This window comes from Streptomyces chengmaiensis (genome assembly GCF_029846775.1).
GTDB classification, from domain to species: Bacteria; Actinomycetota; Actinomycetes; order Streptomycetales; family Streptomycetaceae; genus Streptomyces; species Streptomyces chengmaiensis.
The window spans coordinates 1-14,571 of sequence record NZ_JARWBG010000095.1 but is presented as its reverse complement, the minus strand read 5'-3'; the positions used below and the strand labels follow the sequence as shown (position 1 = coordinate 14,571).

The following is a 14,571-nucleotide window of genomic DNA, read 5'->3' as shown; positions in this document are numbered from 1 at the left end:
CGCCAGCCACCAGGTCATCATGAACGGCCCCAGTTACCGACCGAACAAGCGGCCGAAGGGCCCCATCGACCCGAAGGACCCCACGGTCAAGTGACCGCCCCTCGCCCCAGGGGGTGGGGAATTACGTGACCACACCCCTGGGGAATTACGCGATCGTCGACAGATGGCGCCTGTGGCCGGAGTGAGCTGCCCGATCATGTGGTCCGCGAGGTTGTGCCCGACCGCGAGGACCGCCCACACCGCGCCGAACGCGCCAGGGTGGTGACCTGGTCCAGCTTCGGGTGCTACACCAGTCCGCCCGGAGGGCCGGACTAGCTCGCTCTTCGTGGAGCCTCTGCTCACTTACTCGGCCCGGGGAGATCCAGGATCCCAGCGCCTCTTTCGCAGCCGTCTCCGAGAGCGTTCCGGAATGCCTGGACCACATCATCCGGTTCGGCCGGTTTGCTCGGATTGAAGTGGGCAGCATAGAAAGATGGCCAACATGTCCGTGTGGGCAAGGATCGTGGTGTGGGCCGTCGCAGTGTTGTGCGGCTTGGGGGCAGCAGGACTGTTAGTTCTGGTGATTGCGGTGGATTTGAACACCGCGGATCAAGCGGCGAGTATCACCGGGGCGCTGGTCGGCCTAGCAGGGTTGGCCGTGTCCATCTACGCCCTGTGCCGTACCCCCGATCCGAGAGACTCTGATGCTTCCGTAGAGGCAGGAGGTGTCCGGTCGGTGGCCGCTGGCGGCAATATCGGGCGTGCTGTCACCGGTGACAACGCCTCTCTCACTACTGCTGCCCCTGCTCCCGCTCCCCCGTTGGCAGGGGAAGCGCCGCCCAGGCCGACCCACCCAGCCCGGGCCACCGGCGAGCGGGGCATCGCAGCTGGCGGCGACATCGGCGAGGCAATCACCGGCGATGGGTCCCACACATGAGAGCCACCGGTGCGGGAACCCGAGACCGATTCCGGAGGAGTCGCAGTCCCGCCACCTCTAGTTAGGGTCGGCCGTGGAGGAGTTCCCACCGGGCTCGGTGGGCGAGGGCGGCCGCCCGGGCCTTCGCGGCCACGTCAGCGGGTACGGCTGGCTCGGCCCGCCATGTTTCGGCGCTGAGCGCCATCGCGGCGACGAACTGCCGGCCCTCGCCGGTTAGCTGGGGCGAGGACCTGACCACCGTGAACGCCTCCCAGACCTGAATTCGCCAGTAGGCCAGCTCAAACTGCGCGCGCCTCAGGTCATCGCCAGTCGACTGAAGGCAGCGCCCATGCCAGAATTCGGCCACCCCGAAGAAGGCGAACACACCCTGGAACAGGCCTTCGAAGGGTCGGCGATCGTCCCGCCAGGGCGCGTAGAACAGCTTTTGCCCGCTGTCTTGCTCACTGTGCAACGACACCATGTCGAGGATGGCGTGTAGTTTCATGTGCCGGAACTCGTGTACGAGCGTCTGGGCGAGTTGCAGCGCGTCCTCCGGTTCGGTGAGGACGATCCCGCCGTAGGCGTCGCTCGACGTGAGTGAAGTCGGCGCGGCACCGGGTGCCGGGGCCTGCGGCGTGAGGGTAGTGAGGGCGGCTGCGAGCGTTCCAGCGTCCACGCCGTCCGTGCGGACCAGCAGGTTCCATGCCTCACCGAGCAGTTCCTGCCAGCGGTCCGCCTGTCCGGGAGTGAGAGGGCAGGGCACCATGTCGGGGTCGACACCGCGGTAGGGATCGGTGTCGTCGAGGCGGACCTGGAGGGTTTCGCCAGCGGTATGGGCTTTGATACACCGCACCGGGTGCCAGCCCGGAGGCTCGGCCTCCGACGGAGAGGGAAGTCGCACCTCCTTGCCTGCGGCGCGGACGAACCTGTAGCCGTTCTCCGCCACGACGTCCGCCTCCGTCGTTCGCCGGTCGGTTCCGAGGTCGGCAAAGCCGAGGGTCGGCAGGACGGCCAGGCCCTCGCGTACCGGAATCCGGAGGGTGAAGGACAGGTCGGCGTTGATGCCGGCCGTGGCGGCGAGCGCCTGCAGATTACCGGGGTCGGGCTTTGAGGAGTCGTCCTCTAGCTCACGCAACGTACGGCTCATCCACCGGCCTGTCCCAGGGTGCAGGAGCAGTTCGTCTACGCGCGCCGGGTCGACCCGGTCGGCCTCCACGAGTAACGCCCGCGCCTGCCGGATGTGCGGGACAGTATCAGACTGGGTGTACTGGGCAAGGATCTTTCTCAGTGCTAGGACGCGGGTCTTGCGCTGATGGGCGCGCAGGTTTCCGACGTCGCTGCGGGTCTCCCGCCCTGTCGCCAGAGCGTGCAGCGTACCCGGACTCAGGGGCGCGGTGTTGATGGCCAGTCCGGTGGACTCGTCCTCGAAGCGGGGCTTCGCACGGTAGGAAAGTACGGGTCGCGCCTGCGGGGCCGGGCAGTCGGAGTAGCCGCCTTCCGAGTATCCGCCGCCGCCTCCCGGTGGAGAGGAATCGCCTTTGCTCAGCCGTGGTCGGGCAAACCTTTCAAGAATTCCACAGACATCGGGATCCCGTTCGTCGCCTTCGGCTGCGAGTGCCTCGTCCAGAGACATCCTTGTGTGGTCCTCCTCGTTCGCTCTGTTCAGGACAAGCGCGAGGTTCCGCCGGCAGGTCTGCACATCGGGGTGGTCCTCGCCGAAGAGCCGAGCGTTGGCGTCCAGCACCGCACGGAAGTGGTCCGCCGCCTCGGCCGGTCGGCCCAATAGATGGAGAGTGGTTGCGAGTTCATGCCTACTGGAGAACGCCTCGGGGTGGTCCTCACCGAACCGCTGCTTGTTGATTCTCCAGATCTCGGCGAACTCGGCCTCGGCCTCGGCGAGCCGACCCTTGTCCCGCATGATGCGCGCCTGTTCGTGGCGGGCGATGAGTGTGTCAGGGTGGGCGGAACCCAGCACGTTCACCGAGTCCGCGACGACCTCCGCCCCGACGCATTCGGCCTCGTCGATCTCTCCGGCATCGCGCAACGCTCGTGTGAGGCTGGTGCCGAAGGCTAGCGTCAGCGGATCGCGGTGTCCGAACAGCTCTCGCCCTGCTCGTCGGATTTCCCGCAGTTCGTCAGCGGACTCCCTCAGTAGCCCGCGCATGTGTAGGACAGTGGCAATGTCGTGCCTGGTACGAAGGGCTTCGCGGGAACGCGGTCCCGGATCGCGCAGCCGGATCTCGAGCACGGCGCGCAGATGCGTCTCCGCCATGTCCGGCTGTCCGAGTGCGCACAGTACCCGTGCCAGGCCGCCTCGAGCGGACTGGAGATACGGGTGGTCGTGCGGCAGTGTTCGTTCGCAAGCCTCAGCTACCGCCGCGTATACGGCCTCGGACTCGCGGATCTGCGCGTCGTCGCGCAGCGCCGGGGCAAGGCTCAGACGGCTTTCGAGCGTCGCGGGATGGTCGGGGCCGAGGCGGCTCTCCCGGAGGGCGACGACGGTGCTGAGCTCGGTGACGGCCAGGGAGTACAGGCCAAGGGAGTTGCGGTTCCGTGCGGCGTGCAAGGCAGGTTTGGTGGCGGCGACCGTCACGTCGTCCGGCACCGAGCCGACCAGTTCCAGGAGGTGCAGGGGGGCGGTGCAGTGCGGGGAGAAGTGGCGCCATCGCCGCCAATGTGCGGGATTGCGCGGTTCGAGCGGACCGACGGCCCGTTCAAGCAGGGCTGTGACAAGGTCGAGGAGTTTTCCGGCGTGCGTGGTGAAGTCGGCGTGCGCACGGTTGCTGGCGCGGACCAGTGGATGGATGTCGATCTTCCGGCGGATGTCTGCGTCAGATGAATCGCCTCTGTCGGGTTCTGGGCTCAAGCTCTGAAGGTTGACCAGGCGCAGACCGGAGAGCCCCTTCAGTGCGGCTCGGATCCGTTTGTCGGTCGGAGTGGGGAACAGGTCGCAGGTGGCGAGCACCTGCGGGTTGAGCAGTTGTTGGTGTGGAATCGGTGCTGGTCCGAAAGCCGACAGCAGGCGCAACAGCGGCCGGGCGAGGTCGTTGCCCTGGTTGTGGAGGAGATCGAGCGAGAGCTCCCAGGTGGTGAGGATGGCGCGGCGGGCCTGTTCGGCCTCCCCGAGCGAGGAGTCCGGGTCCGCGGCCATCTCCTCTATCCGCCCGTCGAAGCTGCGGCGGTAGTCCGCGAACGTCTCGGGCGCTCCGGGTACGGGCCACAGCTCCTCGGCTGTCAGCGCAAGGTATGAGCCGGCGAGGTCCAGCGCCAGCGGCAGGCCACCGAGGTGCTGGGCCAGCTTCTTCGCCTCCCGCTCATCGCCTGCTTCAGGTGCCAGATCGAGCAGAACGCGAGCTCCGTCGTCGATGCCGAGCACGTCCACCGGCAGGACGCGTATCCACGGCGCCCATCGCTCCCGGCGCGATTCGCGGCTTGTGACGAGTACCGTCCCGTGCGGGGTGCCGGGTGGCCGCAGCCAGCCGACGCCACGTGCCAGGGGGTGCGGCCGGGCAGTAAGGAACGACGGGTCGTCGACGTTGTCGAGGACGAGTAGCCATGGTTCGGTGAGCGCGTTGAGCCGCTTCCACAGCACGTCGGCGGCGTGGGCGTGGGCGAACTCCTCGCTGTCGGCACCGGCGTCGAATGCGACGGCGTGCAAAGCAACCCAGAGGCTCTCACGATCGGCAGCGGACACCCACCACACATGGCCCGTCATGGGTGAGAGCCGGTGTGCGACCTCAAGAGCCACAGTAGTTTTTCCGCAGCCGCCGAGTCCGGTCAGCACATCGACACGGCGGTTGTCCGTACTGTCACCTGTACGTTGTCCAGTGTTGCCTGTCAGTGTCGCCAGCAGGTCGTCCCGCCCGCGAAGGCGGTCTGAGGCAACTCGTCGCTGGGGAACAGCGAGCGGGGTTGACCTGAGGTCCAAGTATGCAGGCGTTGCGGTTGACCGTTCGTGACGTGTGGCCTTTGTAATCGCCTCTTCCGGGAGTAGGACCGCCCGCTCAATGTTCTCGATGTGAACCCCAGTCGCGCCGTCACCAGTGACAACTTGACCGGCGTCCCGACCCACGGCGGTCGATCGCTCCCCGGGCGAAGATATGGCCGCCGACGTCGGCGGATCAATCCTCGAGTCGTCGTGACCACGCCGTCCCAGGGCACTCAACGTGGACCGTCCCCATGCCCCAGGGACGCGTCGCGCACGGCCACTCCCGTCTCTCCCACCATTCTTTGAGTATGTCCCGTGCCGCGCCTTCGCATAGCCGGAACCCGAAAGAGCCCAAGATGTTCGAACTGTTCGAAGTGGCAGTGTGCGACATCCCGTGAGTTCTCCTGAGTCCTACTGAATCCCTGTGCCCATGGCCAGGGGGTTGTTCCCCTTCGGGTGCCCTGCGGTCTCGTGACGCAGCTTCGGGATTCTTGAAGCGTTCTCACCTCGCCCGACCGATCCACAGTCGGGCCGAAGGTGAAGAGGCTCGGATCGGCACCGCTCGCGGTTGTACGAGACCTGTGCAAGCACTGGGTGCCCGCGTCGGCGGAGGAACTGGAGCAGTTCGAGACCGATGCGCTGTCCGGGTTCGTCCTCGCACGGGCCTCGGCAGGACTGGCGGACGGCACGATCCGCGGGGAGGCTCACGGTGTGGTCGGCGGCAGCGGGATCTCGTCCAGTCTCAGCCACCGCTCTGCGCCGTCGTGATCGGGCAGGCAGAAGCGCACGTCCCCGGCCTCGTCCGCCTCGTACGGGGCATCCCCGACCGCGCGCAGCAGAGCGCGCAGCCTCGGATAGGGGGCCTGCATCGCCCGGCCGCGCACATCCTCGCCGCGCAGGGCGACCAGTGTGAAAGAAGCGGTGTTCACCCCGGTGCGGCGGTGAGCGTCGGTGTGGGCCGCCACCTCGGGGTGCTCCGTGATCGAGGCCAGTGCCTGCGGCCCGGCGACCGTGTACGTCAGCACCAGGTCCCCGCGCTGGAGCACCACCTGCGCGCCCGGCTCCATCAGCGAGCCGTCACCGGCGAGCGACAACGCCACTTTGCCTACCATCGGGCCCATCCCGATCTTGCGGACCTCGTCGAACTGCTCCACAGTGGCGTCCACGAACCGCCCGGAGTCGGGCAGCACCAGCACGCAGTGCCCGTTCCATGAGGTCCCGGTCCAGCTGGGCGTGAGCGAGCCGTAGCGGACCCCTTCCCCGTGCCTGTTTCGGATGGCCAGGTCGACCGGCAATAACTCGGCCCGCACCCCCAGCTGGCCGTAGGCGCTCCGCAGCGTCAGGCACGCGTCCACGCACACGTTCGCCGGCACCCGGCCGTCGGCGAGGGCTACCCATAAAGACGGCAGTACCAGTTCCACCAGCTGGTCCGGTTTCGCGTGCTCCAGCATCCGCGCCGTATGGTCCACGCTCCCCGGCAGCGGCAACCTTCCACCTGGCGACGCCGCAAGCGCCGCACGCGGATGCGGTACCGAGGGACGGCGTGGGACCCGCTTCTGCGGCGTCCGGTGCTTCCTGCCCCGCTTCTGCTTCGACATGAACAGAGCGTAGAATCCCCAACTGCCCTCGCGACAGGCCACGTTGACCACACTTCCCGCACGACCGGCGCGAGCCCTCCGCCTGACATGCGAAGAGCCGTCCCGGCGGCACGGGGGAACGCCTCCGGGACCGCGTGTTTCATCGTACGGCTGTCAGTGTCCGATCAGCCGGTGCAGGCCCAGGGTGCTGGCCCCTGCTCCGGCGAGTCCCGCGAGCAGGGCGCCGGCGACGTCGCCCGCGCTGAGGAAGGTCAGCACCCCGACGATAGCTCCGATGAACGCGGCGGCCAGCAGGATCAGGACCGTGCGCGGGGCCAGCAGCGGCTCGGCGTCCGGACTCGGGGGTTCCGACGCGGGCGGCGGAGACGGCGCTGATGTCATGCCGGCTCCCTCCTGCGGCCGGTGCGCAGGGTGTACGTATAGCGGGGCAGCGCGATGAGTTGCGCCAGGGTCCAAGCCCACCGCTCCCGGCGTGCGGGCAGGTCCGCCAGGTAGCCGCGCTGCTCCTCCAGCCAGTCGACCCGTTCATGCGCGGGCAGTAACTGCGTGGCCAACCGCAGCACGGTGTCCAGGCGAGAGTGGGCCTGCGGAGCCGATGACGCGGCCGCGGCTCGGGACAGGCTGGCGAGCCGGGACCAAGTCTCTGAACTGCGTAGATATGTTTCCACTTCCGCGTGCGAGATGCTTGCGGTCGCCAGCTCCTTTTGCCCATCGGGGGTATGGACCACCAGCGTGTAGCCCGATTCGGAATACGTAAGGCTCAGCGGGTGGGTGGATCGAGAGTATTCTTCGCCGAGTTTGGCCAGGCCGACATGGGCCGCAGCCTCGATCATTGTGTCGTGGGGGTGGTTCACCCTGTGCCTCCGGCGAGTCCGGGCCGAAGTCCTGAGGTGTGGCCGGGGGCGGCTGCCGCGGTGGCTTCGGCGAGGGCGTGGGGGGCGCGCTCGGCGCCGTAGTGGGTGAGGCGATAGAAACGGCGGCGGGGGCGGCCTTCGGCCTCGGCGCTCGCGTCCGCCTCCCAGTACCGCTCGACCCAGCCGGCCTGGCGCAGGCGTTCGAGGATGGGGAAGAGGGTGCCGTTGGGCAGCCCGGTCATCCGGGACAGCTCGAGCCCGTACAGCCCCTCGGCCAGCGCCGCGGTCCGGCGTTCGCCCTCAGCCCCCCGACCGAGGAGGGCTCTGAGCACCGTCTGGGTATGCAGGGTCATCTTCACCGACATGCCATCAGACTACCTAGGTAGACGCGGTTTCGTCTACCTAGGTCGAGCCGTGTGCCGAGCTGGCCGGGAACGCACAGGACAATGACCGTTGTCCGATGGTCTGCCGAGTGGGCGTCACGCGTCCACCGACTCACGGGGGTTCATGTGCGCGCGGCGGAAGACAAGGGCCGGACCACCGGACGTCGATGTCTTCCACCGGGGCTCCGCTCGGCGAGACCTTCCCCGCCGCTGAGCTGCGGGCCCTGGGACATCAGGCCCACCGCCCCGGCGAGTTCCTGAACCCGGTGGCGGGCGCACACACTGCGGCTTGGCAGAGGCATGCGGCCACACGGGACATCCCCGTCCCGGCCCGAGCAGAGCCGGTCCACAGCCGAAACGGTCGGGGACGCATGGTCGGCGGCCAGGGCGGCGGCTTCCTCGCGGCACAGCTTGCACAGGCCGTCCTCGAGGGCCCGGCCGGTCAGCATAATCCGCGCGCCGCACTCACCGCAGTTACCTCGCGGCGGACTCTCCGGCACCCGCTGCTGCACCACGGCTGGCTCCGGCTGGGCGATCGCGTCGTCCGGCTCGCACGCTACGCAGTGCCCCGAAGTGCCGAGGCGGGTGCCGTGCTCGGGGCACAGGCCGTGGGCGATGCGCTGCTCGCGCTGCCGGACGGCGGCCTTGTCCTGGACGACCTCCGCGCAGATATCGCACGCAGCGCCGGTCCGCCAGATGCTCCCGGCCTCGCAGTCCTGGTAGCCGCAGCCCCACCGGGGCAGAGCCACCCCCAGCAGCCAGCGGCCAGGGTCCCGGATGTCGGAGAGCATCACCTTGGCCAGCCGGGTGGTCAACCGGTGCTGCAGCCGCTCGGGCGAGGTGCCCTCGCGCAGCTGGCGCCCCACCTCACGGGCCGCCTTCCGCGCCACGAAGTCGTTCACCTGCTCCAGGAGCACGTGGACGGGCTCCAGTACGGCGTAGATCTGCGCGTTCATCGCTAGGCGCGGGCCGTCGTACGACGATTGGGCCGTGGCCCGGTTCCGGCTGCTGCGGTTCGTCGGCTTCGAGGAGGAGGGCTGGGTCTGTCCACCCGTGCGGAGCGCGAGACCACCCTCGCCCATAGCAGCCGCAGCTTCACCAGCAGCCGGATTGTCCACAGGCCCAGCGCCCTTACCCACCTGTACCTCGCCTACGGCGGGTGACAACAGCGCACGCCCGTCATCAGGTGAGTCAGTCATAGGTACTTCCCAATTCGCGAGGGATCCCTCACCAACCGGGGAACCCGAGCCCTCACCAACTTGGGAACTAGCCGACCCCTCAGAAGCACTGTCCACAGCCGCCTCAGCGACCTCTGGAGCACCGCCGCGAGGGTCGGCCTGAACGTCCGGCCGGGCCTCCGGAGCGAGGTCGTGCGCGATGTATACGTTCCGGCCCCGCGCACCCGCACGCCGCTGCACCGTCATCCAGCGCGCCGCTTCCACCTCGTCCGCGACCGCCGACGCAGCCGTCACCGACAGCGCCTCGCCGGCCTTCTTACCCGAGTGGTGCCGAAGACACGACGCGAGCTCCGCCTCCGTCAACGCGATCCCCTGCGCCTGCGCGTACACGACCAGCGCATACAGCCGAAGCTGCCGAGGCGTCAGGTCCTCCGAGGCCGCCACCGGCAGCCACACGAACGCCTCCGTAGGCGACATCGACCGCACCGTGCGCACCGCCGACTGCCCCGTCCCGCCCGGCAGCGTCCGGCGCTCCGAACGCAGCTCCACCACGCCGTCCGGGCCCGGACGGCGCAGCTGTGTCATACCCCGCTCCACCGACGCCTTCGACAACCTCAGATACGCGGCGATCGTCTTCGTACGCGCCTGGCAGCCCTCCGGCCGCGACGCCAGTGCGTTCACCTTCACGTACACCGACAACGCGACGTCCTGGTAGTGGGGCGAGGAAACCAGGCGCATCGGCACCCGCACCTTCTGCCTGCGCACCAGCACGGGCGAGCCGCCGTCGGTCGAAGGGGGTGGAGCGGGAGATATTGCGAAGGTCGGGGTCGCCATGGCGCTTACCCAGGAGGCTGCGACGGATGGGCACGGTGCAACTTGCGAGCGTGCAAGCCGGAAGCTGCGTACAAGGACAGCTGGGTGTTGCCTGCGGCAGGCATCGGAAGTCCTGCTTCTGATCGAATTTCGCAGACTACTGCGCAACACGCCGCGCATCCCGTCATGCGGGAAGCCCGATGAGTCCGAAGCATGGAGTACACGGCGTTGGCAAGCTGGCTGAAGGCACCACTTTCGTGCACCATGCCAGGACACCTTTCAGGTTCGCGTCACACCGCACACCGTGACGTGGGCAGGGGCGACCAAGAGATATGAGGCAGCCGCTCGGCGAGAAGTGTCCGCCTCCCGAGATCCAGGGGTGGATCTCCTTGCGTTCTTGGTGTGGTGGCCGATCACTGAGCTGCTGTGGTGGAGCGCCGTACGCAGGACCCTGCCGAGGTAAGCCGCAGGTTTGTGTGCGTGCCCTTGGTAGCTGTACCCGCTGGTAGGGCAGGGTTTTCGGAAGAGGGCCGCTGGATGTCCCGAGTTTGAGATTCAGACCGGGTGGCACCGGAGGAGCCCTGAGAGGTTAAAGCGGGTCGGTGAGACGGGGCGGGGTTCGAAGCGGGGCAATTTCACCGCAGTGACGGGCGCGGGCGACGCGCGTCATGGTATGTAGTGTGGGCGTGCACAACAAAGGGTGGAGTTAGATCTTGGAGCGAGACTGAGTTATTGATGTTGTACACGCCCAGAAATTGGGTGGCGGGAGGACCTATTTGAGTGCGAGAGCGGCTGCGCCGACCAAGCCAGCTTCGGCGCCGAGCCGGGCGCATTCGATTAGGGGGAGTTTTCGTTGACTGCCAGCGAAAACGAATTGTTCGAAGCTTGCTTGAGTTGGGGGGAACAGGTACTGGCGGGTTGTGACGAGGCCGCCGCCGATGAGTACGATCTCGGGATTGAAAATGTTGACGAGCGAGGCGATCCCGGCCCCTAGCCAGTATCCGAGTTTGTCGAAGAGGGCGCGTGCTGTTGGGTCGCCGTGCTCAGCGGCCGAGAACACTGTTTCTCCTGTCACGCTTCCGGGCCCTCCGTGCAGGCTTGCCAGCAACCCGGTGGGGTCAGCTGCGGCTGCTTCGCGGCCCATGCGGCCGAGGGCTGTTCCCGAGGCTTGGGCTTCGAGGCACCCGGTGACTCCGCAGCCGCACAGGCTGCCATGTTCGGGGTTGATGACGATGTGTCCGACTTCTGATCCGATGCCGACGTCTCCGCGGTAGAGCTGATCGTTGAGGATGATGCCTCCGCCGATGCCGGTGCCGATGGTGAGGAGCAAGCCGTTGCGGTAGTTGGCCCCCTGCCCGAAGCGCCACTCTGCCCAGGCGGCCGCGTTGGCATCGTTCTCCACTGTGATCGGCAGGCCGGTTCGCTCGGTCAGCAGATCTTGCAGGGGCAGTTCGTCGTAAGCGTTGTTGGGAGCACACCGGATGAGACCGGTCGGCCATTCGACCATGCCCGCGGCGCCGACGCCGATTGCCTCGATGCCGGGAGTTCGGTCCCGGAGCCGATCGATGACTTTCATGAGAGCTTGCAGCATTGCGTCCGCACCGCCCTCACGAGGGGTAGGAATTCGTAGGACTTGGGTGGTCTCCCCGGCTTCGGTCACCACTCCACCGGCAATCTTGGTTCCTCCGATGTCCAACCCGATCGCACACCGCGTCGGACCTCCTGAAGGAGAGCCAAGTTCATTCAGGTTCATTCTTCGTGTTCCTTTCATAGTTCATGAGTTCCTTCGGGGATCGCCTATTGGATGCGGTCCCCGAAGGGATGTCAGGATTGGACCAAGTCAGAGACGTCCACTAGGCCGGCGATGATGTCGTGGATCACAAGGGTCGCTGCTCCCTGGGCGCCATTCCACTCTTCGTGCTCTTCGTCTTCGGCGATGCGGAGAAGCCGGTCCAGGTCTCCACATTGGCCAAAGGTGTTCTTTTTGATTGCCTGACGCATGGCTTCGTGATAGTCATCGCTGAACACCACTAGGCTCCCGCTCTCGCGACGTGAGCGGGTGACTGCAGGCCCGGCCAGGATGACCGTCGCAGGATCGCTGAGGTTGATGAGGTTGGCTACGCCTACGCCTAGGGCGTCACCGGCATCGGCGAAAGCTTTTCCAGCTACGGCGTCGCCCTCAGCAGCGAGCCGGCGTGCCTCCTCCAGATTCTTGGCCTTCGCTGATTCGACAATCGCGCCCTGAGTGGCCAGCGCTTCGACGCACCCTCGGTTGCCACATCGGCACCAGCGCCCCTTGCGCTCTATCGTGAGGTGTCCGACCTCGGTGGCCATGCCCGTGGCTCCGCGAACCAGCGCACCGTCGATGAACTGCGCCCCGCCGACACCGTTAGGGGTGACCACGACCACGGCGAAGGGGTCGTCACTGAGCTGCCGTGCGGCACCAAACCATCGGTGCCCGGCAGCACGGGCGTTGGCGTCGTTGTCCACCACGACGCGCTTGATGCGGGTGGCGGCCTTGATGAGCTCCCGCAGGGTGGACGACCGGGGCTGCCATGGCATTCCCCAATGTAGGTCGGGTGAGTAGCGAACTTCGCCGAGGTGCCAGTCGACGTGGCCGCTCACTGCCACTCCGATGCCGAGCAGCGGATTGGTGGTGGTGCTGCGTGTGGTGTTCCCTTCGCTAGGAAGTTCTGACTTGAAGTGGGTGATCAGGTCATAGATGCCGTCGATGACTACGTCCACGTCCACTGGCTGGTGCTTCTCTGGCGGAGGCAGCTCGTGATGCTTGCGCAACACCAGGTTCCCCCTGAGATTCATGATCGCTCCGGTGATTCGGGTAGGGGCGATCTCCAAACCGACGATGTATCGGTGGCGGTTGCCGTAGATGGGCTTGGGGCGACGGCCCCGTCCCGATCCGACTGCGGCATCGCTGGTGATCAGCTGTCGGGCACCAAGCTTCTTGACGATCATATGGACGGTGCTCGAACTGAGCTGCAGGTCCTCTGTGATCTTCGAGGCCGAAGGGCCGTCCCCGCTGAGGATCTCGGCGAGGACGCGCTCCCAGTTTCGTCCGGTCGAAGCCTTGGTGGCTCTAGTGGCTCCGCCAGTTCGGCTTCGTCCATTGGTGGGTGGTGATTGCACAGGGCATCTCCTCACGGGATGGGGGTGTGCTAGTTCGGCCAGCTGTAGGTGTGTCCACTGAGCACGCCCGCCCCAAGGGTGCTGCGGTTCCTGAATTGTGGCTCTCGCGGTTCTACGAAAAACGCGAAGTCCTTTCCATCCTTGCTCGCCAAGTTGAAGTAGACCCGGGCGAACTGGTTCAACGTGTGGCTGGGATTCTTGGCCTCACGCGGGAGCAGCTGCACTTGGGAGCCAACCTCGCGGCCGGCGAGGGCAATCTGACCGGGCTTACCCATCTTGGGGAGTTTTTTCACTGTGCCATGCCTGCGGCTTTTCATGCGCAGCTCAGCTGCGGGGTGCCAGGTTAGGGACAGTTGATCGTGGTAGCCCTGGGTCCGCCCCATACGATAGACGACGAGCCGGTAACTGCAATTCTGCAGCAGCGACTCATCTGGCAGTTCAGGGGGGACGTACATCGAGTATTTCTTCCTGTTGATGACAACAGGCCAAAAAGCCTCGATAACACCGCCCATGATGGCCTGAAGCATGAAGCACCTCAGGTCATTCTCCACTGCCGCGACACATATGTCATGGATGACACGGTCAGCTAGTTCACCGGGTACCACGTCGCCATATCCACCTTGAATCTTGAGCAATTCACGGCAGCCATGCCTTGTCGGATTACGGACGTCCTGATTGCGGTCTTCAGAGTGCATCACTCTTGCGGGCTTCCTGGCCCTACCTGCAGTTGCAGCACGGGGGGCAACTGCAGGCTGGTGTGTGGACCGAGCACTGCGTCACGACCCGGTCTGGACTATGACCGGCCCGGTGAGTGTTCAGGACGCAGCGGAAACGCCACAGGCGCAGGCACCGACAGGCGATGTACATGACCAGCGCGCAGAAAGCCGGTGCAACGCCGACGAGCAGCACGATGATCGCGACGACACGACGGTACGGCTCAGGCAGAAGTGTCCAGGCACTTTCGGCGATGCCAGTCCAGGTCGCGAACCAGACGAACCCGATTGTCCAACGAAGCATCCTGCTGACCAACCATGCATTGGTCTGATTCTCCGCGTCAGCGCGGTCTGCGTAAGGGTTACGATCAAGCCTGGCTTCGAACTGAAGTTCCGTCATTGACGGGCCAACTCCTCTCGGTCTGGTCTTCACCAGCACCTCTGTCGAGGTGCCGGGCCCACCGAAAGGAGTCGGCGATGGCTGGGGTTCGGTCTCACGTCGGCATCCGACGACTAAGAGCCGGAGGCCGTTTCCTCAAACGTACTGAAGCACGGACGAGTTCGCAAGCCGCACTCGTGGCAGTAGTTCCAGTCATCGAAAAAACTGACTCGCGAATTGAGAGCACCTAGCATTCATGTTCATATTGGGACTGGAGTTCCCAGAGGTGCGCAACTCACGGGACTTCGGCAAAGTCGGACCGCGCTCTGGGATGCTGCGGGCGTTGTGGCCGATGCGGATCAGGCTCTGGGCGAGGCGCTGGTCGTAGGCGGCCTGGCTCTCGGACTTTGCGCCGGTCGGTCTCCAGGGCGGCCGCCCAGCGCATCAGCGGCCGCTTCTCGCTGGTCTGGGGTCCGTACCGCTGGGGCCGGTGGAGCTCCCAGACCGGGTCGGTGTCCTCGGGGCGGGCGGCGGCGACGATCGCCTCCGCTCCCCCGCCAGGCACCGGCCGGGTGGTGTAGAGCAGTGTGTACGCGCCGAAGCCGGCGTCGCCGCCGGTACGGAGCAGGGTGACCCGCCCCGTACCGGTGAGCGGCTGGCCGCCATCCGCGTCGGCGGGTAAGGCG

The 14,571-nt window shown here is 66.4% G+C and carries 10 protein-coding genes and 1 pseudogene; 1 reads left to right on the top strand and 10 read right to left on the bottom strand.

Translation table 11 applies throughout. From position 1 onward, the window contains the following. Window positions 1-977: 977 nt before the first annotated feature. The 6 genes from fxsT to QCN29_RS35575 all read right to left on the bottom strand — a co-directional run bounded on the left by fxsT (window position 978) and on the right by QCN29_RS35575 (window position 8,614). A complete protein-coding gene (fxsT, locus tag QCN29_RS35600; protein WP_279933380.1) occupies window positions 978-4,967 on the bottom strand; it encodes an FxSxx-COOH system tetratricopeptide repeat protein in 3,990 nt (1,329 codons plus the stop codon). Window positions 4,968-5,527: 560 nt separating this feature from the next. Beyond that, window positions 5,528-6,274 carry a hypothetical protein gene (locus QCN29_RS35595; protein ID WP_279933378.1) on the bottom strand — a complete coding sequence of 249 codons (747 nt, stop codon included), beginning with the start codon at window positions 6,272-6,274 and terminating at the stop codon, window positions 5,528-5,530. 300 nt (window positions 6,275-6,574) lie between these two features. Then, window positions 6,575-6,802 (bottom strand): hypothetical protein, encoded by a 228-nt coding sequence (locus QCN29_RS35590; RefSeq protein ID WP_279933376.1) that lies wholly within the window; start codon window positions 6,800-6,802, stop codon window positions 6,575-6,577. After that, complete coding sequence (locus tag QCN29_RS35585; protein WP_279933375.1) at window positions 6,799-6,975, bottom strand: hypothetical protein; 177 nt, start codon at window positions 6,973-6,975, stop codon at window positions 6,799-6,801. Before QCN29_RS35585 ends, QCN29_RS35590 begins: the two co-directional genes overlap by 4 nt. Window positions 6,976-7,271: 296 nt before the next feature. Further along, window positions 7,272-7,640 carry a PadR family transcriptional regulator gene (locus QCN29_RS35580; RefSeq protein WP_279933374.1) on the bottom strand — a complete coding sequence of 123 codons (369 nt, stop codon included), beginning with the start codon at window positions 7,638-7,640 and terminating at the stop codon, window positions 7,272-7,274. Between the two features lie 140 nt (window positions 7,641-7,780). Continuing rightward, entirely contained in the window at window positions 7,781-8,614 is an 834-nt protein-coding gene (locus tag QCN29_RS35575) for a hypothetical protein (RefSeq protein WP_279933373.1), read from the bottom strand. A gap of 421 nt (window positions 8,615-9,035) precedes the next feature. Here QCN29_RS35575 and QCN29_RS35570 point away from each other — a divergent pair, with 421 nt between their 5' ends. Continuing rightward, window positions 9,036-9,551, top strand: coding sequence for a hypothetical protein (locus tag QCN29_RS35570; RefSeq protein WP_279933371.1), 516 nt, complete (start codon window positions 9,036-9,038; stop codon window positions 9,549-9,551). An 870-nt stretch (window positions 9,552-10,421) separates the two neighbouring features. Here QCN29_RS35570 and QCN29_RS35565 read toward each other — a convergent pair. The 4 genes and pseudogenes from QCN29_RS35565 to QCN29_RS35550 form a co-directional block, all read right to left on the bottom strand. Then, window positions 10,422-11,402: an ROK family protein gene (locus tag QCN29_RS35565; RefSeq protein ID WP_279933369.1), complete on the bottom strand. Its 981-nt coding sequence runs from the start codon at window positions 11,400-11,402 to the stop codon at window positions 10,422-10,424. 71 nt (window positions 11,403-11,473) lie between these two features. Then, window positions 11,474-12,622, bottom strand: coding sequence for an ROK family protein (locus QCN29_RS35560; protein WP_279933367.1), 1,149 nt, complete (start codon window positions 12,620-12,622; stop codon window positions 11,474-11,476). A gap of 200 nt (window positions 12,623-12,822) precedes the next feature. Next, window positions 12,823-13,320, bottom strand: a complete 498-nt coding sequence (locus tag QCN29_RS35555; protein ID WP_279933366.1) for a hypothetical protein — start codon at window positions 13,318-13,320, stop codon at window positions 12,823-12,825. Between the two features lie 860 nt (window positions 13,321-14,180). Then, window positions 14,181-14,571: pseudogene (locus tag QCN29_RS35550) on the bottom strand (hypothetical protein); the annotation flags it as partial.

What these genes read in the sequence shown, in the direction of transcription:
- QCN29_RS35595 (WP_279933378.1), bottom strand. Translation starts at nt 6,274, where the DNA reads ATGCTGGAGCACGCGAAACCGGACCAGCTGGTGGAACTGGTACTGCCG.
- QCN29_RS35590 (WP_279933376.1), bottom strand. Translation starts at nt 6,802, where the DNA reads ATGACATCAGCGCCGTCTCCGCCGCCCGCGTCGGAACCCCCGAGTCCG.
- QCN29_RS35580 (WP_279933374.1), bottom strand. Translation starts at nt 7,640, where the DNA reads ATGTCGGTGAAGATGACCCTGCATACCCAGACGGTGCTCAGAGCCCTC.
- QCN29_RS35575 (WP_279933373.1), bottom strand. Translation starts at nt 8,614, where the DNA reads ATGAACGCGCAGATCTACGCCGTACTGGAGCCCGTCCACGTGCTCCTG.
- QCN29_RS35570 (WP_279933371.1), top strand. Translation starts at nt 9,036, where the DNA reads ATGTATACGTTCCGGCCCCGCGCACCCGCACGCCGCTGCACCGTCATC.
- QCN29_RS35565 (WP_279933369.1), bottom strand. Translation starts at nt 11,402, where the DNA reads ATGAACCTGAATGAACTTGGCTCTCCTTCAGGAGGTCCGACGCGGTGT.
- QCN29_RS35560 (WP_279933367.1), bottom strand. Translation starts at nt 12,622, where the DNA reads ATGATCGTCAAGAAGCTTGGTGCCCGACAGCTGATCACCAGCGATGCC.
- QCN29_RS35555 (WP_279933366.1), bottom strand. Translation starts at nt 13,320, where the DNA reads ATGCTTCAGGCCATCATGGGCGGTGTTATCGAGGCTTTTTGGCCTGTT.